This is a genomic window from Fulvimarina manganoxydans (assembly GCF_900176465.1).
GTDB classification, from domain to species: domain Bacteria; phylum Pseudomonadota; class Alphaproteobacteria; order Rhizobiales; family Rhizobiaceae; genus Fulvimarina; species Fulvimarina manganoxydans.
This window is the reverse complement of the sequence record NZ_FWXR01000019.1, coordinates 62,582-88,442: the sequence shown is the minus strand read 5'-3', so window position 1 is coordinate 88,442 and position 25,861 is coordinate 62,582. Positions and strand designations below refer to the sequence as shown.

Below are 25,861 nucleotides of genomic sequence, written 5' to 3'. Positions count from 1 at the left end.
GATCATGGCCTCTTCGATGTCCCCGACCTCCACACAGCGGCCGGAAGGCGCTGAGCTTGAAAGCGAAGAGCGGCGCGCGGCCATGCGCGGCGAGCCGCCCTTCAACCCGGCGCCGGCCGATGATTCGCGTCTTGTCGCAGCGCTTAAGGAAGCGGCGATCACCGGCGCCCTCGTCGCCGGGCTGACCATCTTCTTCTTCGCCTTTCGCACCAATATCGACGGCGGCGGGCTGGAACTGTCCTTCAGACCGGATGTCTGGCTGGTCTGGGCCGCGATCGCCTTTGTCGGCCGATTCCTTCTGTCCTACTTCATCTTCAAGTCGGACCGACCGATCACCCGCGCCTTCAAGATGACGAAGGCTGGCGGCAAATCGCTGCCGATCGGCAAGATCATCGGCGCCGTGCTTCTCGTTGTGGCGCTCACCCTGCCCTTCCTGCTCGACAGCTTTCTGCCGCGCCAGAACCGCTATCTCCTCGATCTCGCGATACTCATCCTCACTTATGTGATGCTCGGATGGGGCCTCAACATCGTCGTCGGCCTCGCCGGCCTGCTCGATCTTGGCTATGTCGCCTTCTATGCGGTGGGCGCCTATTCCTTCGCGCTGCTGGCGACGAATTTCGACCTCGGCTTCTGGGTCTGCCTGCCGATGGCCGGGCTTTTCGCGGCGCTTTGGGGCATCATGCTCGGCTTCCCGGTGCTGAGGCTGAGGGGAGACTATCTGGCCATCGTCACGCTGGCCTTTGGTGAGATCATCCGTGTCGTCCTCCTCAACTGGTACGACTTCACCGGCGGCCCGAACGGCATTCTCGGCATTCCGAAGCCGACCCTTTTCGGCCTCGAATTCTCCCGCGGCGAAGGCTCCTTCGCGGAATTCTTCGGGATCGACTACGACCCCGTTCAGCGCTTCGTCTTCCTCTATTACATCATCCTGGCGCTGGCGCTTCTGACCAATTTCGTCACCATGCGCCTGCGCAAGCTCCCCGTCGGCCGTGCCTGGGAGGCCTTGCGGGAGGACGAGATCGCCTGCCGGGCGCTCGGCATCAACACCGTCAATGTCAAGCTCTCGGCCTTTGCGACGGGTGCGATGTTCGGCGGCTTTGCCGGCTCCTTCTTCGCCACCCGTCAGGGCTTCATCTCGCCCGAGAGCTTCACCTTCATCGAATCGGCGATCATCCTCGCCATCGTGGTGCTTGGCGGCCTCGGCTCGCAGCTCGGCGTCGTCATCGCCTCGGTGGTGATGATCGGCGGCATCGAGCTTTTGCGAAATCTGACGGCGCTGCAGGCGGTCTTCGGATCGGGCTTCGACCCGACGGAATACCGCATGCTCATCTTCGGCCTCGCCATGGTCGTGATCATGGTCTGGAAGCCGCGCGGGCTGGTCTCCACCCGAACGCCGTCGGTCATCTACAAGGAAAGAAAGAAGATCGGCGCCGATCTCGTCTCTCAGGGTGAGGGTCACTAATGGCGAGCACCGCACAGCGCTGGACACGCGATCCGATCCTGTCCGTCCAGCATCTTACCATGCGCTTCGGCGGCCTCGTCGCCATCGACGACCTCTCCTTCAATGTCGGGCGCGGCGACATCACCGCCCTGATCGGCCCGAACGGTGCCGGCAAGACGACGGTCTTCAACTGCGTCACCGGTTTCTATCGCCCGACCGAGGGACGGATCGTCTTCAATCGCGGCGCGGCGCGCAGCGACCATGAGGTCGAGACGCTGACGAAATCCGGCCGCCAGTATCAGGAGAGCCAAGACGGCGGCATCTATCTTCTCGAGCGCATGTCCGATTTCCGGATCACGGCGACGGCGGGGGTTGCGCGGACCTTCCAGAACATTCGCCTCTTCGGCGGCATGACCGTTCTGGAAAACCTTCTCGTCGCCCAGCACAACGAGTTGATGCGCGCCTCCGGGTTCTCGATCGCCGGTCTCCTCGGCCTGCCGGGCTATCGGCGCAAGGCGGCCGAGGCCAAGGACCGGGCGATCGACTGGCTGGAGCGCACCGCGCTCCTTGACCGGGCGGACGATCCGGCTGCCGACCTCGCCTATGGCGATCAGCGGCGTCTGGAAATCGCCCGTGCCATGTGCACCAATCCGGGTCTCTTATGCCTCGACGAGCCTGCGGCCGGTCTCAATCCGCGCGAATCGACCGAGCTCAACGAGCTTCTGCGCTCGATCCGCGACAAGGACGGTGTGTCGATCCTGCTCATCGAACACGACATGGGCGTCGTGATGGAAATCTCCGACCATATCGTCGTGCTCGATTATGGCCGCAAGATCGCCGATGGCGATGCGGCGAGCGTCAGGTCCGATCCGAAGGTCATCGCCGCCTATCTCGGCGTCGACGATGAGGAAGTCGACGAGGTAGAAGAGGACCTCCAGGCCGGCACGGTGAAACCGACCGGGCCGCAACCCACGCAAGGAGGCATGGCATGAGCGCGGTGGCTCAGACGTCGAACGCGGCGCCCGAGGCATCGTCGCGCGAACTCATGCTCTCGGTGCGCGGTGTCGAGACCTTCTATGGCAAGATCCAAGCCCTTCGCGGCGTCGATATCGACGTCTATGCCGGCGAGATCGTCACACTCATCGGGGCGAACGGTGCCGGCAAGTCGACGCTGATGATGACGATCTGCGGCAATCCGCAGGCCCGGTCCGGCGAGATCCTTTATCGCGGCGATGACATCACGCGCCTGCCGACGCATGACATCATGTCGCGTTCGATCGCCCAATCTCCGGAAGGGCGGCGCATCTTCCCGCGCATGACGGTGATGGAAAATCTCCAGATGGGCGCGCTTCTGGAGGATCCGAAGCATTTCGATGCCGACCTCAACAAGGTCTTCGAACTGTTTCCGCGCCTGAAGGAGCGGCGCAACCAGCGCGGCGGCACCTTGTCGGGCGGCGAGCAGCAGATGCTCGCCATCGGACGCGCCTTGATGAGCCGGCCGAAGCTTCTGCTTCTGGACGAACCCTCGCTCGGTCTTGCTCCGATCATCGTCAAGCAGATCTTCTCGGCGATCTCCGAACTCAATCGCAGCGAGGGCCTGACTGTCTTCCTGGTCGAGCAGAACGCCTTCCATGCCCTGCGCCTCGCCCATCGCGGCTATGTCATGGTCAATGGACGCATCACCATGAGCGGTACCGGGCGCGAGCTTCTGTCGCGCGAAGAGGTGCGCAGCGCCTATCTCGAAGGAGGAGCCCACTGATGGAAAACGAAATGGGCCTTCTGTGGGAAGTCTCGATCGTCGAGTTTCTCTTCGTCACCGTCATTCTCGGCGGCGGCGGTGCCTTCGCCATCGGCCGCTCGACCGCCCTGGGATGGAGCGGCTGGGGGCTGATGGCCTTCTACGTCTTCCTCCTGACGCTCGCCGTGCGCTTCATCCATTTCAGCTTGTTCGGAGGGACGTTCTTCCTGCCCCTGTCCGGCTTTTGGACGGCGCTCCATTACGGCCTCGTCGACTATGTCGTTCTCTTTGCAATCGCCGCCGCCGGACGCAGCTTCGTGCGAAGCCGGCAAATGGCTCGCCAATATGGTTTCCTGAAAGCCGGCTGAACGGAGACCTCATGCCTGGCGAATTTTTCCGCTTTGATGAAAAAATCGCCAAGCCTCTGTTCAACATCGCCAAACCGGTCTTTAATCCGCCCCAGGTCGGCCATGTCCGTTCCTGACCAACGCCCACCGGGCAGCCTAAGAATGAACAACAGGGGAGTTTCATGAAAAAGGCACTTCTAGCCGGCGCAGCGCTCAATCTCGTCTTTGCGGGCGCGGCCTTCGCCGACATCACGATCGGCGTCGCTGGCCCGATGACCGGTCAGTATGCGAGCTTCGGCGAGCAGCTTCGCGTCGGCGCCGAACAGGCTGTCGCGGACATCAACGCCGCTGGCGGCGTCAATGGCGAGATGCTGAAGCTCTCGATCGGCGATGACGCATGCGATCCGAAGCAGGCGGTGGCCGTCGCCAACCAATTCGCGTCGCAGGGCATTCCCTTTGTCGCCGGTCATTTCTGCTCGGGCTCCTCGATCCCGGCGAGCCAGGTCTATGCCGACGAGCAGATCGTCCAGATCTCGCCGGCCTCGACCAACCCGGCCTTCACCGACCAGCGGCCGAGCGACGGCATCTATCGCGTCTGCGGCCGTGACGATCAGCAGGGCGAAGTGGCGGCGGCTTTCATCGCCGAGCAGTTTCCCGATGCCAAGATCGCGGTGATCAACGACAAGACCGCCTATGGCAAGGGCCTTGCCGACGAGACCCAGAAGAACCTCGAAAAGCTCGGCATCACGCCGACCCTGGTCGAATCCTACACAGCCGGCGAGAAGGACTACACGGCTCTCGTCACCAAGCTGAAGCAGCAGGGTATCACCCTTCTCTATGTCGGCGGCTACCACACCGAGGCCGGCCTTATGGTTCGCCAGATGCGCGAGCAGGGCATGGACACGGTCCTGATGTCGGGTGACGCGCTGGTCGCCGAGGAATATTGGGCGATCACGGGCGATGCCGGCGCCGGCACGCTGATGACCTTCTCGCCCGATCCGCGCAAGAACGAGGCGGCCGCCCCGGTCGTCGCGGAGCTGGAAAAGGCCGGCAAGACGGCCGAGGGCTATGTCCTTTACACCTATGCCGCGATCCAGGCTTGGAAGGACGCCGTCGAGGCGGCTGGCTCGACCGATTACGACGCCGTCGTCGAGGCGCTCGACACCGGCGATTTCAACACGGTGATCGGTGACCTGAAATTCGACGACAAGGGCGACGTCACCCTGCCTGGCTATGTCGTCTATGAGTGGGACAACGGCCAATACGACTACTATCAGGTGGCGACCGACACCGACATGACGGGCAAGGGCGGTGACCAGCTGAAGGAAGGCGAAGGCGCCTCCATGGAAAAGGCGACGTCGGACGACGGCGAAGCCAAGACCAACTGAGGTTCACCGCCTCAAGGCCAAGCGTCGATAAGGCGCTTTGGCTGATCTTTATCGAGGGGCCTCGGCGCGATTGCGCCGGGGCCCTTCGCTTTTTCCGGTCTTCGCCCGCCAGCCCCGTCTTGCGGCTGCTCGCCCGAGCCGAACTCAGCCGGGCTTCAGACTTCGATCCTGTCGCGGTGACGCTTAAGCGCCTTCTCTTGCGCGCAGTCCCGGCTTATGGACCTGACTGAAAAGCCCACATGTCCGGAGCATCCCCATGTCCCGCATCGTCTATTGCAACGGCGCCTATCTACCCGAGGCGGAAGCGACGATTTCCGTCTTCGATCGCGGCTTTCTGTTTGCCGATGCGGTCTATGAGGTGGTGAGCGTTCTCGGCGGCAAGCTCGTCGACTTTTCCGGCCATATGGCGCGTCTCAGACGCTCGCTTTCCGAACTCGACCTCCCCTCACCCGGCAGCGACGACGAGCTGCTTGCCATTCATCGTGAGCTTGTTCAGCGCAACGGGCTCGACGAGGGGCTCGTCTACCTGCAGTCGACCCGTGGCGCCGCCGATCGAGACTTTCTATTTCCGCCGAAGGAGACGCCAGCGGGTCTCGTCCTCTTCACCCAGGCCAAGGCGCTGAGGCAGACCGAGGCCGCTGAGCGCGGCCTATCCGTGATCACAGTTCCCGATCTTCGCTGGGCCCGGCGGGACATCAAAACCGTTCAGCTTCTCTACCCTTCCATGGCGAAGATGCAGGCGAAGGCCGCCGGCGCACAGGATGCCTGGATGGTTGGCGAGGACGGGCTCGTCACCGAAGGCACCTCCAACAACGCCCATATCGTGACGGCTGACGGCGCCCTGGTCACACGAGCCCTGTCTCATTCGATCCTTCACGGCATCACGAGGGCCTCGGTGCTTCGGCTGGCGAGCGAGATGGGGCTGTCGATCGAGGAACGCAGCTTCACGCCGGACGAGGCCAAGGCCGCGAGCGAGGCCTTCATCACCTCGGCGAGTTCCTTCGTCACGGCGATCGTTTCGATCGACGGCGTCGCCATCGGCAAAGGTACGCCCGGCGAAACCGCCAAGCGTCTGCGCGACATCTACATAGCGGAAGCCGAGCGCACCGCAATCTGAGCGCCCCCAACGACTCGTCATCCTCGCTCTCCTAGAGAAAGGGGACCCTGTGTGCCGAGGATGACGACCCCTCTGAGGGCTTCGATCCAAATGCTGACGTCGCGATCGGACACGGCAATCAGATGCGATCCCCTATACCCTCGCTTTGCTGCATTGCAATTTGCGGGCGGATGCGAAAAAACGCGGTCGTGGATCGACCAGCGGAGAGGGGTACACAAATGGCCACCCGGGACATCGTCTTCATCGCGCTGTTCGCCGCGCTCATGGCCGCACTCGGCCTCTTCCCGCCGCTGATGATCCCCGGCCTCGGCATTCCGATCACCGCCCAATCCATGGGGCCCATGCTCATCGGCGGCATTCTGGGCGCCCGGCGCGGCTTTCTCTCGATGCTCCTGTTTCTCGCCCTCGTGGCGATCGGCATGCCGCTCTTGTCGGGAGGGCGCGGAGGGCTCGCGGCCTTTGTCGGCCCGTGGTCCGGCTTCATCTATGGTTGGGCGCTCGCGGCTCTCGTCATCGGCTTCCTCATCGAGCGCGTCTGGTCCAGGCTCGATTTCGTCCGCGCCTTCGGGATTTCCGTTCTCGGCGGCATCGGCATTATCTACGGCGTCGGCGTTCCATGGTATTCGGCCATGTCCGGCATGGGATTGGTCGAGGCCTTCACCGGATCGATGATCGCCTTCATTCCGGGCGACCTGATCAAGGCGGGCATTGCGGCCGCGGTCATCGTCGCGGTAAAGCGCGCCTATCCGCTGATCACGCCGCAGCTTTCCCGATCCCGGGCCTGATCGGCTTCCCCCTTGTCCATCGATCTGTCGGGCGTTGCCCTGGAGCGATCGGAACGGCTTGTCCTGCGTGATATCACCCTGACGATCGAAGAGCGCCGGGTCGGGATCATCGGCGCCAATGGCTCGGGCAAGAGCAGTTTTGCAAGGCTTCTCAATGGTCTCGTCCTGCCGAGTGAGGGCAAGGTCACCGTCGACGGTCTCGACACGCGGCGCGACACGAAGGCCGTGCGCCGCAAGGTCGGCTTTGTCTTTCAGAACCCGGACAATCAGATCGTCTATCCGACGGTGGGCGAGGACATCGTTTTCGGCCTCAAGAACCGAGGCTATTCCAAGGCCGAGATCGCTGCAAAGGTCGAGGCGATCCTTTCGCGCCTCGAACTGTCGGCGCTGAAGGACCGGCTCGCCCACGAACTGTCCGGCGGCGAGCGGCAAATGGTGGCCTTGGCCGGCGTTCTGGTGCTTAAGCCGGACTGGCTCGTTCTCGACGAGCCAACGACCCTGCTCGATCTTCGCAACGCCAAGCGGATCATGAGCCATATCGAGCGCCTGGATCAACGCGCCATCATGATCACCCATGATCTGAAGCGCCTCGAAGACTTCGACCGGGTGCTCGTCATCGACGAGGGCCGCATCCTTTGCGACGATCGGCCGGCGGCCGCCATTGCCGCCTATGAAAGGCTCGTCGGATGATCGGCGGCCTCTACCGGCCGGGCGATAGCCCGATCCATCGCATGAAACCCGGCGCGAAACTCCTTGCGCTGCTTCTCTTCGCGATCGGCATGCTCGCCTTTTCCTCGCCGCTCATCGCAGGCGCCGGGCTCGCGCTTGCGAGCCTCGCTTATCCGATCGGCGGGCTTTCCTGGCGGATCGCGTTTGCGCAAATCCGCCCGCTCCTTCTTGTCCTCATCGTCCTCTTGGCCGTTCAAACCTGGCTCGTCTCCTTCGAGGCCGGCCTCCTTCTCTTCCTGCGCTTTGCCGCCCTGATCCTCGCGGCCGGTCTCGTCACGCTCACCACAAAGACGGGCGACCTCGTCGAGACGCTGGAGCGCGGCCTCTCGCCTTTTGCCCGTTTCGGGGTCGACACGGCCAAGGTCAGCCTCGCCATTTCCCTCGCGATCCGCTTCATGCCGGTGATTGCCGCCGTCTTCTCCGATATAAGGGAGGCGCAAGCGGCGCGGGGCCGCGATCGCTCCGCCATCGCGCTTGCCGTGCCGCTGATCGTGCGCCTCCTGAAGATGGGGGACGAGATCGCCGAAGCGATCGATGCGCGAAGCTGAATGGCTGCGAGAAGCCCATCGATCTGAACCGAGACATCCACGGAAAAGTGTTCCACTGGTCGAAAGTCCGGGCGCGAAGGCCGTGACGACGCCGACTGCCTTGGGCTAGAACCGCACCGGGCACTTGAACGGGTTTTGGGAGGACCGTCCAAATGCGAGCATGGTTCATTGCGACCGTCGCCGCCTGTCTTTTCGCCATTGCCGGCCCTGCGGGGGCCCAGGAAAGCGTTCGAATCGGCGTCCTAAAATATGGCACCGTCAATTGGGAACTCGACGCGATGACGCGCGAGGGGCTCGACACGGCCCATGGCGTCGATGTTGAGATCGTCCCCTTCGCCAGCGAGGATGCCTCCACTGTCGCGCTCCAGGCCGGTGCCGTCGACATGATCGTCTCCGACTGGCTTTGGGTCTCCCGCCAGCGGGCCGAAGGCGCCGACTTCACCTTTCTGCCCTATTCGACCTCGGTCGGCTCACTGATGGTGCCGGCGCAAAGCGAGGTCGAGACCCTCGGCGATCTGAAGGGCAAGACGATCGGGGTCGCCGGCGGCCCGCTCGACAAGAACTGGCTGCTCATCCAGGCCCTGGCCTCGCGCGACTTTGAGATCGATCTGTCGGCCGAGAACGAGATTGCCTATGGGGCACCGCCGCTCCTGGCCGAAAAGGCCCGCTCCGGCGAACTCGACGCGGTTCTGAATTACTGGCATTACGCCGCCCGGCTGGAGGCCGAAGGCTTCCGCACCCTCGTCTCGGGAACTGATGCCGCAATGCAGATGGGCACCGACGGGCCGGTGGCCTCCATCGGCTGGGTGTTCCGGGATCAATTCGCAGAAGAGCATCCGGAGGCGGTGTCCGGCTTCATCGCAGCGGACCAGGCGACAAAGGCGCTTCTGGCGACATCCGATGAGGCCTGGGAGGCCTTGCGCCCCTTGATGAAGGCCGAAAGCGAAGACGCTTTCGAGACGCTGAAAGCCCGATATCGCGAAGGGATTCCCGGCCGCAGCGCCGAGGCGGAAGCGGCGGATACGGCCAAACTCTATGAGCTTCTGGCAAGGATCGGCGGCGAGCGGCTCGTCGGGCCGAGCCCGGTCCTCGTCGAAGGCACCTATTTCACCGGTGAGGGAAATGGCGGTTGAGGCAGAGTCGGCGGAGACCGAAAGCCGGCTCCATCGTCTGGCGTCGCGCGGATGGGCGCCGAAAGCGCTCACCTTCGTCTCGCTTCTGGGGCTTCTGGCGATCTGGTGGATCGCGGCCATCATCGCCGACAGCCGCGTTCTACCGGCGCCGCCGGCGGTCCTTGACGCGCTTCATCGCGACGCGGTGACGGGCGAGCTATGGTTCAATCTCGCCATGACCTTAATGCGGGTCTTCTTCGCCTTCGTCACCGCGATGGTGATCGGATCGGCGATCGGCATCGCGCTCGGCATGAGCGCTTCGGCGAACCGCTTCTTCGACCCCTGGCTGATCCTCTTTCTCAACATCCCGGCGCTCGTCGTCATCGTTCTCGCCTATATCTGGTTCGGCCTCAACGAGGTGGCGGCGATCGGGGCCATCGCGGTCAACAAGATCCCCAATGTGGTCGTCACCATGCGCGAGGGGGCAAGAGCGCTCGATCCTCAATTGGCGGAGATGGCGAAGGTCTATCGTTTCGGCCGCGCCAAGACCCTGCGCCATGTCATCTTGCCGCAACTGCAGCCCTATTTTGCGGCTGCCTCGCGATCGGGCCTCGCCCTCATCTGGAAGATCGCTCTCGTGGTCGAGCTTCTCGGCCGCTCCAACGGCGTCGGCTTCCAGATCCACCTTTATTTCCAGCTTTTCGACGTCGCCGCGATCCTCGCTTATACGCTCGCCTTCGTCGTCGTCATGCTCCTGATCGAGTTCCTCCTTGTCCAACCCCTCGAAGCCCGTTCGACCCGCTGGCGCCCCAAGCGCGCTTGAGGTCCTTGTCCGCGACAAGCGCTTTCGCGGCGCCGACGGCGTGCTCGTCCATGCAATCGACGAGATTGCATTCGACGTGCCGGCGGGAAGCTTCACGACGCTGATCGGCCCGTCCGGCTGCGGCAAGACGACGACGCTGCGCATCATTCTCGGCCTCGACGACGATTTTGCCGGCCATATCCGCTTGCCGGAGAAGGAGGGGCGCACGGCGGTCGTCTTCCAGGAGCCGAGGCTCCTGCCCTGGCGGACGGCGGAGGACAATGTCCGTCTCGCTTTGCCGGACGCCATGGAGAGCGAAAATCTCGACGATCTCTTTGCGATCGTCGGGCTCTCCGAGATGCGCAATCGCTATCCGTCCGAACTCTCGCTCGGCCTTGCGCGTCGCGTGGCCCTTGCCCGCGCCTTCGCGATCAAGCCGAGCCTTCTCCTTCTAGACGAGCCCTTCGTTTCCCTCGACGAGATGACGGCGACACGGCTGAGGCAGCTTCTTGTCACGGTCTGGTCGGCGCGGCGAACAACGGCGCTGATGGTCACCCACAATCTGCGCGAGGCGGTGCAGCTCTCGGACCGCATCGTGTTTCTGACCGAACGCCCCGCTCGCATACGCGGGGTCGAGGTCATCGATCGCGACCGTTCGGCCCGCGACGCCGACTGGCGCGAGCGGACCGTGCGCGACCTCGACCGGCGTTATTCTGGGGTGCTTTGACCCCGGCATGGCCCGTCGTCAGCGCTGGGCGAGAAGCTGCGGCCCCATCGGCTCGGCCGGCTTCAGGTCCACCACCTTATAGCCGCGCCGCTCGAGCTCGGCGAGAAAGTCCGGCAGCATGGCGACGGTCCGTGCCTGGATGTCATGAAAGAGGATGATGCCATGGCGCTTGCGCTCGACGGCATCCAATGTGCGCGCCATGACCCGGCTCGGGCCGTCGCGGAAATAGTCCTTGGAATCGATATCGACGTCGATCGTCACGACGCCCTCACCCGCCAGGCGGCCGCGAAGCGCCTGTGTGTCGGCGAGATAGGGAAAGCGGAAGAAGGGCGCCGGGTGGAAGCCGGCGGGGGCAAGCGCCTTTGCCACGGAGGCTTCGCCGCGCCGGATTTCCGCCATCGCCGCTTCCGTTCCCAAAGTGCGGAGGTTCTTATGGCTCTCGGTATGGGTGCCGATCGTATGGCCCTTGGCCGCGACCTCGCGGGTGATCGACGGATAGGCTTTCGCCATCTGACCGACCATCAGAAAGGTCGCGCCGACGCCAGCCTTTTCGAGCGCATCGAGGATCTTCGGCGTCTTGCCGGGCATCGGACCGTCGTCGAAGGTCAGAACGACCTCGCCGGGCTGAAGGTCGATGTCGGACAGTTGAGCAACCGCAATGGTGCGTCCCGCCAGCGCTGAACGGCGGGCCGGCTGGAACGACTGATAGAGCGGGAAACCGCCATCCACCGCGACCGGCTGCGCCCCAAAGGCCAATGTCGGCGCCGAGAGCGCGGTCGGCTGGGCTGGCGGCGAAGAGAGCGCAAGCCGCCCCGCTTCGTTCGAGGCGCAGGCCGAAAGGCTCGCGAGGCTCAAGAGGGCCGCGCCGAGGCGAGTAAGCGACATGACGATGTTCCGAAAACCGTTGGTGACGTTTCGAAACCATGTCGTGTTAAGGTTAATGTTCCGTTGGTCGGCAGGCTCTGTTCACTCCCGAGATCAAGCGCGGGGAGTTGCCGGCAGGCACAATCGGCGGCGACGCATCGATTTTGCCGTCCCCTTCTGACCGGCGGAGGCGAGCCTTCACCTCAGAAGCTCGGATCAGCCCTGGTGGCTGGCACGCTCTTCGAGCGGCTTTTCGGGCCGGCGGATATTGGGCAGCGCCTCCAGCACGAGCGGGTGCAGGTCGTCGGTCTTGCCGGCGTCGATGCGCTCGAAAAGCTGGGTGCGCATGCGCGGCTCCCAGAACATGTTGATATGGTCGGCGACGCCGTCCGACCGGGCGCCCTCGGGCGAGGACTGGAAGAAGGTGGCGATCTGATTGGCCATATAGGCCAGCTTGTCACGCTGCATCGAAACGGCCCTCCCTGGCCGAAGAGAGCATGATGCCGAAAAGTTGCATGACTTTTCGGATCACATCATGCGTTGAAACAAAAACTGGAAGCAGATCGGCGATTCCGTTTTATCGCATACCACTCTGGGTCAATGCCTGCTCCTGATGTCCGGCGGCTCGGGCGGCGACCGCCGCGCCCTCGATCCGCTCCGGATGGGTGAAAATCTCGAATTCGTCGCCGCGTGTGACGGCGACAAGGGTGACGCCGGCAGAAGCCGCCTCGCGGATGGCAAGCTCAGTTGGCGCCGAGACGGCTGCGATCACGGGACAGCCCATGACCGCCGCCTTCTGGATGAGTTCGACCGACACGCGCGAGGTGATCGTCAGAAAGCCGGAGGCCGGATCGACGCCTTGCCGCGCGAGATGGCCGGCGACCTTGTCCAGGGCATTATGCCGGCCGACATCTTCCCGGCAGACGAGCATGGTCGTGCCATCGCCCTCTCGCTGATGAAAAGCGGCGGCATGAACGGCGCGGGTGAGGCGCGAAAGCGCTTGCGCGCCCGCCATCCGGTCCATCGCTCGCGTGATGTCCTGGGGCGCCAGCGGCCTGGGGTGTTCAGCGACCCTCGGCAGATCACGGGCGGCAAGTTCCAGGCTCTCGACGCCGCAGAGACCGCAACCCACTGGCCCAGTCATCTGGCGCCGACGCGCCACATAGGTCTTCGCCCGCTCCGGTGTCAGCCAAAGCTGAACGTCGGTGCCCATGTCGGTCTCGACCACCTCGATGCGCTCGATTTCACCAAACGCATCGGCGATCCGCTCGTTGAGGACGAGACCGATCGCCAAATCCTCGAGCGCCGAAGGGGTCGCCATCATCACCGCATGGGTCGAACCACCGACTGAGATTGCCACCGCCCGTTCGGCCGGAACGTTGCGCGTCTCGGCACGGAACCCTCCGCCGCGATAGGCGATGGAGGTCAGGCTGGTCGCGTCGCTCTCGGTCATTATGCCTTTCCGGATGGCTTCCCCGCCTAGGCAACCCGATCCATAGATCAAGAAGGCGTCGGGACGAGGAACGCTCCCCCCTCGCCGTCCAGCGAAGAGGAGCGATCGTCAGCGTCGAATTACTCCGCCGCTTCCAGGGACTGGATGCGCCGGCTTTCCTCCGAGAGCTCCTGATAATCCTCCTGCCAGTCGGTCGGACCGTTGGAGGGCGCCACTTGCACCGCTGTCACCTTGTATTCCGGGCAGTTGGTCGCCCAATCGGAGAAGTCGGTGGTGATGACGTTTGCCTGGGTCACCGGATGGTGGAAGGTCGTATAGACGACGCCGGGCGCCACGCGATCGGTGATCTTGGCGCGCAGCGAGGTCTCGCCGGAACGGCTCGACAGCTTCACCCAATCCTTGTCGCGAATGCCCCGATCTTCCGCGTCATGCGGATGAATCTCCAGAACATCCTCGGCATGCCAGACCGTGTTCTGGGTCCGACGCGTCTGGGCGCCCACATTGTATTGGGACAGGATGCGCCCAGTGGTCAGGAGCAGCGGGAAGCGAGGGCCCGTACGCTCGTCGGTCGCCACATATTCGGTGACGACGAACTTGCCCTTGCCGCGCATGAAGCCGTCCACATGCATGACCGGCGAGCCCTCGGGATGGGCGTCATTGCAAGGCCACTGGACCGAGCCCTTCTCGTCCAGAAGCTCATAGGTGACATTTGCGAAGGACGGCGTCGTGTCCGCGATCTCGGCCATGATCTCACTCGGATGGGAATAATTCATGTCCATCCCGATGGCCCTTGCGAGCATCTGGGTGACTTCCCAATCCTCATAACCATTCTTCGGCGTCATCACCCGGCGAACGCGGTTGATGCGGCGTTCGGCATTGGTGAAGGTGCCGTTCTTCTCCAGGAAGGTCGAACCGGGCAGGAACACATTGGCGTAATTGGCCGTCTCGTTCAGGAAGAGGTCGTGAACGATCAGGAGTTCGAGCGCTTCGAGGCCGGCCGAGACATGCTTGGTGTCCGGGTCGGACTGGAGAATGTCCTCGCCTTGGCAATAAAGCCCCTTGAAGGTGCCCTCGACCGCCGCATCGAACATATTCGGGATGCGCAGGCCGGGCTCCTTGTCGATCTCGACACCCCAGAGCTTTTCATAGATCGAGCGCACGCCCTCTTCCGAGACATGGCGATAGCCCGGCAGCTCGTGCGGGAAGGAGCCCATGTCGCAGGAGCCCTGGACATTGTTCTGCCCACGCAGCGGGTTCACGCCGACGCCCTCGCGGCCGATATTGCCGGTCGCCATGGCGAGATTGGCAATCGCGATGACCGAGGTCGAGCCCTGGCTGTGCTCGGTGACGCCGAGGCCGTAATAGATCGCCGAGTTGCCGCCCTTGGCATAAAGGCGCGCGGCACGGCGCACGAGGTCGGGATCGACGCCGGTAACGGCTTCCATCGCTTCGGGTGAGCGCTCGTCCTGGGCGACGAAGGCGGCCCAGTCCTGGAACTCGTCCCAGTCGCAACGCTCCTGGATGAAGGCCTCGTTCATCAGGCCTTCGGTGACGATCACATGGGCGATCGCCGTCAGCATCGCGACATTGGTGCCGGGCTTCAGCGGCAGATGGACATCCGCTTTCACATGGGCCGTGCGCACCAGATCGATGCGGCGCGGATCGATGACGATCAGCTTCGCGCCCTCTCGCAGCCGCTTCTTCATCCGCGATGCGAAGACCGGATGGCCGTCCGTCGGATTGGCGCCGATCAGGAGGATGACGTCAGTCTTTTCGACCGAATCGAAGTCCTGGGTGCCGGCGGAGGTGCCGAAAGTCGTCTTCAGCCCATAGCCCGTCGGCGAATGGCAGACGCGCGCGCAGGTGTCGATATTGTTGTTGCCGAAGCCGGCGCGGACCATCTTCTGGACGAGATAGACTTCCTCATTGGTGCAGCGCGAGGAGGAGATGCCGCCGACCGCGCCGCGCCCGTATTTCGCCTGGATGTCCTTGATCTTACCGGCCGCGAAACCGATCGCCTCGTCCCAGGAGACTTCCCGCCAGGGCTGGCTGTAGTGGTCGCGGATCATCGGATTGAGGATGCGATCTTCGTGATTCGCATAGCCGATGGCAAAGCGGCCCTTGACGCAGGAATGGCCGCGATTGGCCTTGCCGTCCTTGTAAGGCACCATGCGGACGACTTCTTCGCCCTGCATCTCGGCCTTGAAGGAGCAGCCGACGCCGCAATAGGCGCAGGTGGTGACGGCCGACGAGGTGGGGACGCCCTTCTCGATCACCGCCTTTTCCTGAAGCGCCTCGGTCGGGCAGGCCTGGACGCAGGCGCCGCAGGAGACGCAATCGGAGGAGATGAAGTCATCGATCGGCGTGCCGGCCGAGATGCGGCTGTCGAAGCCTCGGCCCTCGACGGTCAGCGCGAAGGTGCCCTGAACCTCGTTACAGGCTCTGACGCAGCGCGAGCAGACGATGCATTTGGAGGAATCGAAGCTGAAATAGGGGTTCGAGTCGTCGACGCCGCAATCCAGATGATTGCGCCCGCCATCCCCGTAGCGAATGGTTTCGACGCCCACCTGCTCGGCAACGTCATGCAGCTCGCAATCGGCGCCGCCCTTGCGCGCGTCCCATTCCTGCGGATGGTCGGAGAGATAGAGCTCCATCACGCCCTTGCGGATGCGCGACAGGCGGTCGCTCTCCGTCTTCACCACCATGCCCTCGGCGACGGGCGTCGTGCAGGAGGCAGGCGTGCCACCGCGCCCCTCCACTTCGACGACGCAGACTCGGCAGGAGCCGAAGGCGTCCAGCATGTCGGTGGCGCAAAGCTTCGGGACGGAAATTCCGAGATCGGCGGCCGCGCGCATGACCGACGTCCCCTCGGGAACGCTCACGGACTGCCCGTCGATCGTCAAGGTGACGGTCTTCTCCGCCTTGGATTTCGGCGTGCCGTAGTCTTTTTCGTGTACGAGGCTCATCGAGAAGTCCTCTCCCAAACCGCCGGTCACCCAGGACACGGCGTTGAAACGATGCGCCTCCCCGTCATGACGGGGAGGCTTTCGAACCCGTCGGCCTTATTCGGCCGCGACCCGCATGGGCGTTCCCTCGAAATCCTCGGGGAAGTGCCGGATCGCGCTCATCACCGGATAGGGCGTGAAACCGCCGAGCGCGCAGAGCGAGCCGAACTGCATGGTGTTGCAGAGGTCTTCGACGAGCTCGAGATTGCCGGAGACATTCTCACCGCCGATCACCTTGTCCATGGTCTCCAGACCGCGCACGGCGCCGATGCGGCAGGGTGTGCATTTGCCGCAGGATTCGATCGCGCAGAATTCGAAGGCGAAACGGGCCTGCTTCTTCATGTCGACGTCTTCGTCGAAGATCACGATGCCGGCATGGCCGATCAGACCGTTCTTCTCGGCAAAAGCCTCGTAGTCGAAGGGCGTGTCGAACAGAGCGCGTGGGAAATAAGCGCCGAGCGGACCACCAACCTGGACGGCGCGGATCGGCTTGCCCGTATCGGTACCGCCGGCGATCCCCTCGACGATCTCGCCGAGCGTCAGGCCGAAAGCGACCTCGAAAAGCCCGCCATGGCGAACATTGCCGGCGATCTGCAAGGGGATGGTGCCGCGCGAGCGGCCCATGCCGAAATCCTTGTAGAACTTGGCGCCCTTGGCCAGAATCTCCGGCGTCGAGGCGAGCGAGATGACGTTGTTGATCACCGTCGGGCGGCCGAACAGACCTTTAATGGCCGGCAGCGGCGGCTTGAAGCGCACCTGACCGCGCTTGCCTTCAAGACTGTCGAGCAGCGAGGTCTCCTCGCCGCAGACATAGGCGCCCGCGCCGACCCGAACCTCGATATCGAAGGCTTGCGCCGAGCCCATCATGGAAACGCCGAGGACACCGGCGGCCGTCGCGCGGCGGATGGCCTCGCGCATCACCCGGATCGCCACCGGATATTCGGAGCGCAGATAAATATAGCCCTTGGTCGCGCCCGTCGCGACGGCGGCGATGGCCATGCCCTCGATCAGGCAGAAGGGATCGCCTTCCATGATCATGCGGTCGGCAAAGGTGCCGGAATCGCCCTCGTCGGCATTGGCGACGATATATTTGCGCTCGCCCGCCGCCTCGCGAACCGTCTTCCACTTGATGCCGGTCGGAAAGCCTGCGCCGCCCCGACCGCGCAGACCGGATTCGGTGACTTCGTCGACGACGCCGGCACCGCCCATTTCGATGGCGCGCTTCAAGCCGATGAGACCACCATGGGCCTCGTAATCGTCCAGCGACAGGGGATCGGTCACGCCGCAGCGCTTGAAGGTCAGCCGGGTCTGCCCCTTCATGAAGGGGTGCTCTTCTGGATCGCCGATGCATTTGGCATGGGCGCCGCCATTCATCAGCCCCGCATCGAGGAGCGCTTCCATTTCGCCGGGCTCGATCGGCCCGTAACCGATGCGACCCTGATGGGTCTCGACCTCGACCAAGGGCTCCAGCCAGGCCATGCCGCGCGAACCATTGCGCACGATCTCGATATCGAGCCCACGGCGGGCGGCGAGATGGGTTAGCTCATCACACAGCTCGTCGGCGCCGTTGGCGACCGCGAAGGAATCGAGCGGAATAAAGATGCGTGTGGTCATAGCTGGGCCTCCGCAGTGAGCCTGTCGGCCTTGGCGGCGTTCAAGCGGCCGAACAGCCGATCGTCCAGCATGGCCGACGGCGCGGTCGCGCAGAGGCCCAGGCAATAGACGGCCTCCAGCGTGACACGTCCATCCGCCGTTGTCTCGCCGAACTTGATGCCGAGCGCCTTCTCGATGCGGTCGGCGATCGCGTCGCCACCGGCAGCCTGACAGGCCTCGGCCCGGCAGACCTTCAGCGTATGCGCACCATGGGGCTCACGGTGATAGTCATGATAGAAGGAGACAACGCCGTAGACTTCGGCCCGGGTCAGATTCAGCCTATGGGCAATCACCCGCACGGCCTCGTCTGGGACATGGCCGAAGCGGTCTTGAACGGCATGCAGGATCGGAAGCAGCGGACCTTCGAGACCCTTGAGATCCTCGACGATCGCGGCAACGTCTTCGCTATCGAATTCGGCCTTTGGAGCCAATGCCTGCCTCCCACACGCAATTGGAATTGTTTTAGAAACGGAACACCCCGTGAAGGGGGAAATCAAGACTGTTTCTCCGTCTGGCAATAGAGAAACTCTATCAACAACCTCGCAATTGCTGCTGATAAGCCGAAACTCGTGATGCCATCTCGCCCGTCGCAGCGTCCCCCCCACAATGGGCTTCGTGGATCTCTGGACCACCATTTCTAGCCGCAAAAGCTTGATGCAGACGGACAAATCAGCCGACGTCCCATTGCCCGGCTCATGCAATCACAAAGTTGCAATCATAGGGATGAAGAGGCAATCGATGGCGAGACGTCGCATTCCCATCGATCCTTCCGACCCGCACTTACCGTGATCACAGACCCATTCTTTTATCTCGCCGCCGTGCCGGCCGTCTTTCTCGTCGGCCTGTCCAAGGGTGGTTTCGGCGGCACGATCGCACTGATCGGAGTGCCAATGATGGCGCTGGTGATTTCGCCCGTCGCAGCCGCTGGGATTCTTCTGCCGATCATGATCGTGATGGACCTGATCGCACTCTATGCTTGGCGGGGACGCTTCGATCGCGACCTTTTGAAACGCATGCTGCCGGCTTCGATCGCGGGCGTTGCGGCCGGTTACTTCACCTCGGCGTCGATCTCCGCCGACGGTGTGCGCATCGTGGTCGGCCTTCTCGCGCTCGGATTCGCCGTCAACTGGTACTTCAGCGCCCGGCATCGAACGGAAGCGAAGCAACGCGACACGCCGCGCGCGCTCTTCTGGGGCGCGGCCTCGGGCTTCACCAGCTTCGTCTCCCATGCCGGCGGCCCGCCCTTTCAGATCCATGTGGTGCCGCTGAAGCTCGCACCGGCCGATTATGCGGGAACCGCCGTCGTCTTCTTCGCGGTCACCAATGCGGTGAAGCTTTTGCCTTATTTTCTGTTGGGACAGTTTTCGGCGGACCATCTTGCCATCTCGCTCGCGCTTTTGCCGGTCGCGCCGGTGGCAACCTTGTGCGGGGTCTGGCTGGTCAAGCGGATCGCGCCTGAGACCTTCTACAGGATCATCTATGCGCTGCTGGTGCCGGTCGGGCTAAAGCTCGCCTATGATGGTTTTGCTGGGATCGCGGGCTGAAGCGAGATTGCGACGAGCGAGGGCTCGCAGCCACGGAAAATGCCGTCATTTTGGATTTTGAAATCAGAATATTGCCCGGGCACGAGAGGACGTGCCCGAGCGAAAGATTGGTAAAGCCGGATCAGTTGTTCCGGCGCAACCTCTCGATCTCGTCCTTGAGCCGCAGCTTGCGCCGCTTCATCTCCCGGATTTCCTCATCGCTCATCGCTGGATTGGTCAGAACCGCCGCCGCAAGCTCGTGATCCAGAGCCGTATGACGCTGCTCGAGCGTCGCGATATGCGCATCCAAGGACATGGGCATCTCCCTAGTTATGGTTTGCCCGATTGGACGAGCCCTATCGGGCACAACGTGAAAAAGGTGTCACACAAACGTCGTCATGTCGAATGGCAAATTCGTGGCGGTATCGGCTCTCGACGCCTTTTGGTACACATCTCGTTGAACGTCTCGCGAAATCTGTCGCGAGAGCGATTCGTGACGACGGCATGACCATGCGCAAGGAGTGGCGATGGCGGATCAGGAACAGGCGGCACTTCGATTGCAGGTGGCGCGGCTTCGTCAGGAGCACGCCGACTTCGACGTGGCGATCGAGGCAATGGAAGCGCAAGGCTGCGACAAACTTCGAATTCAGCGAATGAAGAAGAAGAAGCTTGCGATCAAGGACCGCCTGCACGAACTCGAAGACCAGATCATCCCGGATATCATCGCGTGACTGAGGACACCGCAGCACCACCCGTCGCGATCATCATGGGCAGCCAGTCGGACTGGCCCGTGATGCGCAATGCCGCAGAGACGCTCGACGCGCTCGGCATCGCCTATTCGGCGCGCATCGTCTCGGCCCATCGTACGCCTAAGCGGCTCTATGATTTTGCCAGCGGGGCCAAGGGCGAAGGCTTCAAGGTCATCATTGCCGGAGCTGGCGGTGCCGCCCATCTGCCGGGCATGACGGCCGCCCTCACCCCGCTTCCCGTCTTCGGCGTGCCTGTCGAGAGCCGCGCTCTGTCGGGCAAGGATTCGCTTCTGTCGATCGTCCAGATGCCGGCCGGCATTCCCGTCGGCACGCTCGCCATCGGCCGCGCCGGCGCGGTGAACGCCGCGCTTCTGTCAGCTTCGGTTCTCGCTCTCGGTGACGAGGCCCTTGCAGAGCGGCTCGACGCCTATCGCGAACGTCAGACGGCGAGCGTCGCCGAGACGCCGAAAGACGATGATGGAGGCCACGCTTGACCCCACTGCCTCCTGGCGCGACGATCGGCATACTGGGCGGCGGCCAGCTCGCCCGCATGCTGGCGATCGCGGCCGCACGGCTCGGCTATCGCACCATCGCGCTCGATCCCGATCCCGCCTGCCCGGCCCTGCAAGTCGCCAATGAGGGTATCATCGCCGCTTATGACGACCTGAAGGCCCTGGCCTCGCTTGCCAGCCGCGCCGACGTCGTCACCTACGAGTTCGAGAACGTTCCCGTCGGGCCGGTGCGCGAGGCCGTTTCCGGCGTCTCTCTGTTTCCGCCGGCCGAAGCGCTGGAAGTGTCCCAGGACCGGGTGGTGGAAAAGGCCTTTCTCAACGGGATCGGCATCGAGACCGCGCCCTGGCGGGCGATCGACAGCGTCGAGGAGCTGGGACATGCCCTGGTCGACCTCGATTCAGACTGTATCCTGAAGACCCGTCGCTTCGGCTATGACGGCAAGGGCCAGGCGAGCATCCGCCGCGAGGGCCCTGTGGCGGACGCCTTCGAGAGTCTGGGGTCGCGCCCCTCGATTCTCGAAGCCAAGATCGCCTTCGACTACGAATGCTCCGTGATCGCGGCTCGGGGTCAGGACGGGGCCATCGCCTGTTTCGAGCCGGCCGAGAACGTCCATGGGCTCGGTATCCTGAGACGCTCGACCGTGCCGGGCCGGGTGAGCGAGACCGTCGCTCACAAAGCCCGCGAGATCGCCGCCGCGATCGTCGGGAAGCTGAATTATGTGGGGGTCGTCGGCATCGAGTTCTTCGTGCGCTCCGATGAGAGCCTCCTCGTCAACGAGCTCGCCCCGCGCGTCCATAATTCCGGCCATTGGACGGAAGCGGCCTGCGCCATATCCCAATTCGAGCAGCATATCCGCGCCGTTTGCGGCCTGCCGCTCGGCGATCCGAACCGCCATTCCGACTGCGTCATGGAAAATCTCATCGGCGAGGAGGTGCGACGTGCGCCGAAACTTCTGGAGGAGAAGGATCTCGTCCTGCATCTTTACGGCAAGCTCGAAATCCGCGCCGGTCGAAAGATGGGGCATTTCACAAGGCTGACACCGCGCGGATAACGCAGAGCCACAGGGCGCCTCGAAACAGCGCGGCGCTGCCTTCGAGACGCTATCACGACATTGACAAGTGGAACGCTCGCGGATATTTCGAACACCATCTTTGGGAATATCCCGAACGCGTCCATGGGCGCGTTTTTTATTGGAAGCGGCGGAGCATCACGCGATCCCGTCGCCTTAAGAGACGGTCTGGGGATCGACATGAAAATCAAGAACTCGCTGAAGGCTCTGAAGTCCCGCCATCGTGCCAACCGCATGGTGCGCCGCAAGGGCCGCATCTACATCATCAACAAGGAGGCCCCGCGCTTCAAGGCGCGCCAGGGCTGACCTTTCGAAAGCACCGGATTCGCAAAAGCTTTTTGCGCTCACCGAGTTTTCAATTTGACGAAACGCATGGGCCGGTTACCCTCCGATCCATGCGTTTTTTTATGTCCTCATGGCCGCTGGCCGTCGTCACACTGGCCGCATTGGCGATGCCGCCTCTGAGTTTCGCTCAGTCCGCGCCGAACCCTGACGATCCGTCGGTGATCATGCCCGACGATCTGCCGCCGGGCGCCACCCCCGACATGCCCATGCCTGAAATACCATCACCGCCCGGCGATCAGGGGCCGATGGTGCGCCCCGCCCCCGACCAGGACCCGGAAGCCCCGCCGGAAGCCTTTGGCGGACCTTTGACCGGCGACGAGCAGGCAGCGGAGGAGGCCCCTGCCGCCGATACGCCGTCGGAGGAGGCGCAGGCGCCGGAAGGCGAAAGCGAGGCAGAGCGGATCGACCGGCTGTTTGCCGAATTGAAGCGCACGGCCGACCAGAGAGAGGCCCAGCGCATCGCGGGTCGGATCGAGCGGTCCTGGCGCAATAGCGGCAGTGCGACCGTCGATCTTCTCATGCGCCGCGCGGCGCAGGCCATCGGCCATAAACAGGGCGCCGTCGCGCTGGACGTTCTCGACCAAGCCTTGGTGCTCGACCCTGATTTCACCGAGGCCTGGAACCGCCGCGCGACGGCCCATTTCGGTCTTGGCGATCTCGGCAAGTCGCTGGCCGATATCGAACAGGTCCTGGCGCGCGAGCCGCGCCATTGGGGGGCGATGATGGGGCTGGCCCTCATCCTTGAACGCACCGGGCGCGAGGCTCAGGCGCTCACGGCTTATCAGGAAGTGCTGAACGTCTATCCGGCGCTCAAATCCGCCCAGGACGCCGTTGGGCGCCTGTCGGAGAAGCTGACCGGTCCGGAGATCTGACGGCAAGCGGATGCAAGACTCGGGCGCCAGAGAATGCGCCCGAGCAGGGCTGATCAGAGACTGCGGCTGCCCGGCTTCACCGGTTCGATGGCGGCGAGTTCCGCCGGCAGGGCGTCCGGCGAGTAGGCCGGCACCTCATATTCGGCGAGCGCGACGAGCGGAACGCCCACATCGGCCTTCCCCGCCGAGCGATCGATGATGCAGGAGGCGGCGAGCACTTCGGCGCCAAGCTCTTTCAGGCACGTTACGGTCTCGCGGATCGACAGGCCGGTCGTGACGATATCTTCGACGACCACCACTCGCGCTCCGCGCGGGATTTCGAATCGCCGCAGGCGAAAGACGCCGTTCTCGCGCTCCACCCAGACGGCCGGCACGCCGAGATGGCGCGAGGTCTCGTACGCCGGAATGATACCGCCGACCGCGGGCCCCACCACATAATCGATCGGCCCCTCGATGCGCTCGGAAATCGCCTCGGCCATGGCCCGGCAGAGCCGCTCGGTCGGCCCGGCATGCATGAAGACGCGCGCCTTCTGCAGGAAGACCGGGCTGCGCAGGCCGGAGGTCAGGATGAAATGACCCTCCAGATAGGCCCCCGCCTCACGAAAGATCGCCAGCACCTCGTCGGTCGTCATGGTCACGGCTTTGCTCTCCAAGCGGATTAATCCTGCTCGATGCTGTAGGCGCTCGCCGCCGCGCCATCAACCATTCACCCGTTCGACCAGCGAGACGCAATCCTTGCCGCGAATCTGGGTCAGGGTCCGGTTGAGATGGTTGAGATCCCAGACTTCCAGATCGAAGACCATCTTGGTGATGTCCTCGGCCGTCGAAACCATCGACATCGTATGAACATTGGCGTCGTTGTCGGCGATCGTCTTCGCGATTTCGGCGAGCGAGCCTGGGGCGTTGATCGCCGAGACGGTGATGCGGGCCGGAAAACGCGCCTCCATCGCCGCATCCAAATCCCAGCGCACATCGACCCAGCGATGGGGTTGGTCGTCGAAGGCGACCAAGGCGGGCGACTGGATGGGATAGATGGTGATGCCCTTGCCCGGCTCGATGATGCCAACGATCCGATCGCCCGGGACCGCGCCATCGGGCGCGAAGCTGACGGGCAGATCGTCGCCGGCGCCCCGGATCGGGATGGCCATTTCGGCGCTGCGCGCCTTCTGCTTGCCGCGTCCGGGGATGCGGAAGATCATGCCGGCGGCGCTGCGCAGATTGAACCAGCCCTCCTCCGCCTCGACACTTGGCGCCTTCTTGGCCCGGGTTTCCTGATAATCGGGATGAACCGCCTTCAGAACATCGCTGGCGGAAAGCTCGCCACGGCCGACGGCGGCGAACACGTCCTCGGCCTCGCGATGGCCAAGCTTGCCCACCACCGGCTTCAGACCCTCCAGCGAGAAGCTGCGCCCCGAACGCGTGAAAGCGCGCTCGAGCATCTGACGACCGAGACCCGAATATTGCTTGCGGATCGCCAGACGTGTCGCCCGGCGGATCGCGGCCCGCGCCTTGCCGGTGACGGCGATCGTCTCCCAGGCCGGCGGCGGCATGCGGTTCGAGGAGCGGATGATCTCCACCTCGTCGCCATTGGTCAGCTCGGTGACGACCGGCATGATGCGCCCGTCGATCTTGCAGCCGACGCAGGAATGGCCGACATCGGTGTGGACGGCATAGGCGAAGTCGATCGGCGTCGCCCCGCGCGGCAGGGCGATCAACCGCCCTTTCGGCGTGAAGCAGAAGACCTGATCCTGAAAGAGTTCGAGCTTGGTGTTTTCGAGAAACTCTTCCGGGTTGTCGCCGCTGGCGAGCAGTTCGATCGTATGGCGCAGCCAAGCATAGGCGCGCGAATCCTTCGACAATTCGATCTGCTTCGACCCGCTGCCATCCTTGTAGATCGCATGGGCGGCCACGCCATATTCGGCGATCTGATGCATGTCGCGGGTGCGGATCTGCAGTTCGACACGCTGACGCGAGGGGCCGACGATCGTGGTGTGGATCGAGCGATAATCGTTCTGCTTAGGGGTCGAGATATAGTCCTTGAACCGGCCGGGCACCATCGGCCAGGTGCGGTGGACGACGCCGAGTGTGCGATAGCAATCCTCCTCCCGCTTCACGATGACGCGGAAGCCGAAAATGTCGGAGAGCTGCTCGAAGGACAAAGCCTTGCGCTGCATCTTGGAAAAGACCGAATAGGGCTTCTTCTGGCGCCCGGAAACGACGGCTTCGATACCCTCCCGGGCCAATCGTTCGGTCAGATCCCGTTCGATCGCCGCGATCGTGCCCTCGTGCCGCTCACGCAATTCGGTCAGGCGCGCCGTCAGCGCCTCGTAAGCGTCGAGATTCACATGGCGAAAAGCGAGGTTTTCCAGCTCCTCGCGCATGTCCTGCATGCCCATGCGTCCGGCAAGGGGCGCATAGATGTCCATGGTCTCCTGGGCGATGCGCACGCGCTTTTCCGGCGCCATCGCCCCGAGGGTGCGCATATTGTGGAGCCGGTCGGCGAGCTTGACGAGAAGAACGCGCACATCGTCAGCGATCGCGAGCAGAAGCTTGCGGAAATTCTCCGCCTGGGCCGCCTTCTTGGAGACGAGATCGAGGCGCTTGAGCTTGGTCAGGCCTTCGACGAGCTGGCCGATCTTCGGGCCGAAGAGCTGATCGATCTCCTTGCGGGTGGCGTCGGTGTCCTCGATCGTGTCGTGCAGGAGCGCGACGGCGACCGTCGCCTCGTCCAGATGCAGTTCGGTGAGGATCGCCGCCACTTCGAGCGGATGGGAAAAATAAGGGTCGCCGCTGGCGCGCTTCTGCGAGCCATGCTTCTGCATGGCATAGACATAGGCTCGGTTGAGGAGCGCTTCATCGAGATCGGCCTTATAGGCCGCGACCTTCTCGACGAGTTCGTATTGACGCATCATGGGACGGCGACGACGGCCTTTCCGCTGGACGGTTGAAGGGGGCGTACCACCGGGCCCCGGTCCTGACCGGTGGCCGGTGGTATAAGCCCGCGTGGCGTTTGAACGTTACAGCGGCTCGATGCGTCAGCATCTTGGGCCGCTGGTGAAACGCGAAAAGCGAGGGGCGCGC

Annotated in this window: 27 protein-coding genes; 18 read left to right on the top strand and 9 right to left on the bottom strand. The window is 63.6% G+C overall.

Annotated features, from left to right (window positions below):
* The first annotated feature begins 4 nt into the window (after positions 1 to 4).
* From livM to B9A15_RS17400, 12 genes are all read left to right on the top strand, one after another.
* On the top strand, positions 5 to 1,462 hold the full coding sequence (gene livM, locus B9A15_RS17455) for a high-affinity branched-chain amino acid ABC transporter permease LivM (protein ID WP_084411806.1): 1,458 nt from the start codon (positions 5 to 7) through the stop codon (positions 1,460 to 1,462).
* The gene (locus B9A15_RS17450; protein ID WP_084411805.1) at positions 1,462 to 2,433 is read left to right on the top strand and encodes an ABC transporter ATP-binding protein; all 972 of its coding nucleotides are present in this window, start codon (positions 1,462 to 1,464) and stop codon (positions 2,431 to 2,433) included. The genes livM and B9A15_RS17450 overlap by 1 nt, the downstream gene beginning before the upstream one ends.
* Entirely contained in the window at positions 2,430 to 3,200 is a 771-nt protein-coding gene (locus tag B9A15_RS17445; protein ID WP_084411804.1) for an ABC transporter ATP-binding protein, read from the top strand. Before B9A15_RS17450 ends, B9A15_RS17445 begins: the two co-directional genes overlap by 4 nt.
* A complete protein-coding gene (locus tag B9A15_RS17440) occupies positions 3,200 to 3,547 on the top strand; it encodes a DUF6867 family protein (protein WP_084411803.1) in 348 nt (115 codons plus the stop codon). The genes B9A15_RS17445 and B9A15_RS17440 overlap by 1 nt, the downstream gene beginning before the upstream one ends.
* A 161-nt stretch (positions 3,548 to 3,708) precedes the next feature.
* On the top strand, positions 3,709 to 4,914 hold the full coding sequence (locus B9A15_RS17435; RefSeq protein ID WP_084411802.1) for a branched-chain amino acid ABC transporter substrate-binding protein: 1,206 nt from the start codon (positions 3,709 to 3,711) through the stop codon (positions 4,912 to 4,914).
* Between the two features lie 256 nt (positions 4,915 to 5,170).
* Positions 5,171 to 6,031: a D-amino-acid transaminase gene (locus B9A15_RS17430; protein WP_084411801.1), complete on the top strand. Its 861-nt coding sequence runs from the start codon at positions 5,171 to 5,173 to the stop codon at positions 6,029 to 6,031.
* Positions 6,032 to 6,249: 218 nt separating this feature from the next.
* Positions 6,250 to 6,816: a biotin transporter BioY gene (locus B9A15_RS17425; RefSeq protein WP_084411800.1), complete on the top strand. Its 567-nt coding sequence runs from the start codon at positions 6,250 to 6,252 to the stop codon at positions 6,814 to 6,816.
* A 12-nt stretch (positions 6,817 to 6,828) separates the two neighbouring features.
* Positions 6,829 to 7,506, top strand: a complete 678-nt coding sequence (locus B9A15_RS17420; RefSeq protein ID WP_084411799.1) for an energy-coupling factor ABC transporter ATP-binding protein — start codon at positions 6,829 to 6,831, stop codon at positions 7,504 to 7,506.
* Positions 7,503 to 8,093, top strand: coding sequence for an energy-coupling factor transporter transmembrane component T family protein (locus tag B9A15_RS17415; RefSeq protein ID WP_084411798.1), 591 nt, complete (start codon positions 7,503 to 7,505; stop codon positions 8,091 to 8,093). Before B9A15_RS17420 ends, B9A15_RS17415 begins: the two co-directional genes overlap by 4 nt.
* Positions 8,094 to 8,245: 152 nt before the next feature.
* Complete coding sequence (locus B9A15_RS17410; RefSeq protein ID WP_084411797.1) at positions 8,246 to 9,226, top strand: ABC transporter substrate-binding protein; 981 nt, start codon at positions 8,246 to 8,248, stop codon at positions 9,224 to 9,226.
* The gene (locus B9A15_RS17405; protein WP_084411796.1) at positions 9,216 to 10,028 is read left to right on the top strand and encodes an ABC transporter permease; all 813 of its coding nucleotides are present in this window, start codon (positions 9,216 to 9,218) and stop codon (positions 10,026 to 10,028) included. Before B9A15_RS17410 ends, B9A15_RS17405 begins: the two co-directional genes overlap by 11 nt.
* Positions 9,976 to 10,734: an ABC transporter ATP-binding protein gene (locus B9A15_RS17400; RefSeq protein WP_084411795.1), complete on the top strand. Its 759-nt coding sequence runs from the start codon at positions 9,976 to 9,978 to the stop codon at positions 10,732 to 10,734. The genes B9A15_RS17405 and B9A15_RS17400 overlap by 53 nt, the downstream gene beginning before the upstream one ends.
* An 18-nt stretch (positions 10,735 to 10,752) precedes the next feature.
* Here the strand turns inward: B9A15_RS17400 and B9A15_RS17395 are convergent, their stop codons facing one another.
* The 6 genes from B9A15_RS17395 to B9A15_RS17370 all read right to left on the bottom strand — a co-directional run bounded on the left by B9A15_RS17395 (position 10,753) and on the right by B9A15_RS17370 (position 18,140).
* Positions 10,753 to 11,619 (bottom strand): polysaccharide deacetylase family protein, encoded by an 867-nt coding sequence (locus B9A15_RS17395; RefSeq protein ID WP_084411794.1) that lies wholly within the window; start codon positions 11,617 to 11,619, stop codon positions 10,753 to 10,755.
* A 195-nt stretch (positions 11,620 to 11,814) separates the two neighbouring features.
* Positions 11,815 to 12,066: a formate dehydrogenase subunit delta gene (locus tag B9A15_RS17390; protein ID WP_084411793.1), complete on the bottom strand. Its 252-nt coding sequence runs from the start codon at positions 12,064 to 12,066 to the stop codon at positions 11,815 to 11,817.
* Between the two features lie 109 nt (positions 12,067 to 12,175).
* Positions 12,176 to 13,051: a formate dehydrogenase accessory sulfurtransferase FdhD gene (fdhD, locus tag B9A15_RS17385; protein ID WP_084411792.1), complete on the bottom strand. Its 876-nt coding sequence runs from the start codon at positions 13,049 to 13,051 to the stop codon at positions 12,176 to 12,178.
* Between the two features lie 119 nt (positions 13,052 to 13,170).
* Entirely contained in the window at positions 13,171 to 16,017 is a 2,847-nt protein-coding gene (gene fdhF / locus B9A15_RS17380) for a formate dehydrogenase subunit alpha (protein WP_084411791.1), read from the bottom strand.
* 96 nt (positions 16,018 to 16,113) lie between these two features.
* Complete coding sequence (locus B9A15_RS17375) at positions 16,114 to 17,670, bottom strand: formate dehydrogenase beta subunit (RefSeq protein ID WP_084411790.1); 1,557 nt, start codon at positions 17,668 to 17,670, stop codon at positions 16,114 to 16,116.
* On the bottom strand, positions 17,667 to 18,140 hold the full coding sequence (locus B9A15_RS17370; protein ID WP_244557014.1) for a formate dehydrogenase subunit gamma: 474 nt from the start codon (positions 18,138 to 18,140) through the stop codon (positions 17,667 to 17,669). The genes B9A15_RS17375 and B9A15_RS17370 overlap by 4 nt, the downstream gene beginning before the upstream one ends.
* A gap of 354 nt (positions 18,141 to 18,494) precedes the next feature.
* Here B9A15_RS17370 and B9A15_RS17365 point away from each other — a divergent pair, with 354 nt between their 5' ends.
* Complete coding sequence (locus B9A15_RS17365) at positions 18,495 to 19,253, top strand: sulfite exporter TauE/SafE family protein (protein ID WP_244557013.1); 759 nt, start codon at positions 18,495 to 18,497, stop codon at positions 19,251 to 19,253.
* 121 nt (positions 19,254 to 19,374) lie between these two features.
* Here the strand turns inward: B9A15_RS17365 and B9A15_RS17360 are convergent, their stop codons facing one another.
* A complete protein-coding gene (locus tag B9A15_RS17360; RefSeq protein WP_084411822.1) occupies positions 19,375 to 19,548 on the bottom strand; it encodes a YdcH family protein in 174 nt (57 codons plus the stop codon).
* 211 nt (positions 19,549 to 19,759) lie between these two features.
* Between B9A15_RS17360 and B9A15_RS17355 the strand changes: the two genes are divergently transcribed.
* The 5 genes from B9A15_RS17355 (at position 19,760) to B9A15_RS17335 (ending at position 22,780) form a co-directional block, all read left to right on the top strand.
* The gene (locus B9A15_RS17355) at positions 19,760 to 19,963 is read left to right on the top strand and encodes a YdcH family protein (protein WP_084411787.1); all 204 of its coding nucleotides are present in this window, start codon (positions 19,760 to 19,762) and stop codon (positions 19,961 to 19,963) included.
* A gap of 35 nt (positions 19,964 to 19,998) precedes the next feature.
* A complete protein-coding gene (gene purE / locus B9A15_RS17350; RefSeq protein WP_084411786.1) occupies positions 19,999 to 20,475 on the top strand; it encodes a 5-(carboxyamino)imidazole ribonucleotide mutase in 477 nt (158 codons plus the stop codon).
* Positions 20,472 to 21,545 (top strand): 5-(carboxyamino)imidazole ribonucleotide synthase, encoded by a 1,074-nt coding sequence (locus B9A15_RS17345; RefSeq protein WP_084411785.1) that lies wholly within the window; start codon positions 20,472 to 20,474, stop codon positions 21,543 to 21,545. The genes purE and B9A15_RS17345 overlap by 4 nt, the downstream gene beginning before the upstream one ends.
* Before the next feature lie 198 nt (positions 21,546 to 21,743).
* The gene (ykgO, locus tag B9A15_RS17340; RefSeq protein WP_084411784.1) at positions 21,744 to 21,869 is read left to right on the top strand and encodes a type B 50S ribosomal protein L36; all 126 of its coding nucleotides are present in this window, start codon (positions 21,744 to 21,746) and stop codon (positions 21,867 to 21,869) included.
* Positions 21,870 to 21,970: 101 nt separating this feature from the next.
* Positions 21,971 to 22,780, top strand: coding sequence for a tetratricopeptide repeat protein (locus B9A15_RS17335; RefSeq protein WP_170923343.1), 810 nt, complete (start codon positions 21,971 to 21,973; stop codon positions 22,778 to 22,780).
* Between the two features lie 53 nt (positions 22,781 to 22,833).
* Here B9A15_RS17335 and pyrE read toward each other — a convergent pair whose 3' ends face one another.
* Together pyrE and B9A15_RS17325 are read right to left on the bottom strand one after the other, a co-directional pair.
* On the bottom strand, positions 22,834 to 23,412 hold the full coding sequence (gene pyrE, locus B9A15_RS17330; RefSeq protein WP_084411821.1) for an orotate phosphoribosyltransferase: 579 nt from the start codon (positions 23,410 to 23,412) through the stop codon (positions 22,834 to 22,836).
* 66 nt (positions 23,413 to 23,478) lie between these two features.
* Positions 23,479 to 25,692: a RelA/SpoT family protein gene (locus B9A15_RS17325; protein ID WP_084411782.1), complete on the bottom strand. Its 2,214-nt coding sequence runs from the start codon at positions 25,690 to 25,692 to the stop codon at positions 23,479 to 23,481.
* Positions 25,693 to 25,861 lie beyond the last annotated feature (169 nt).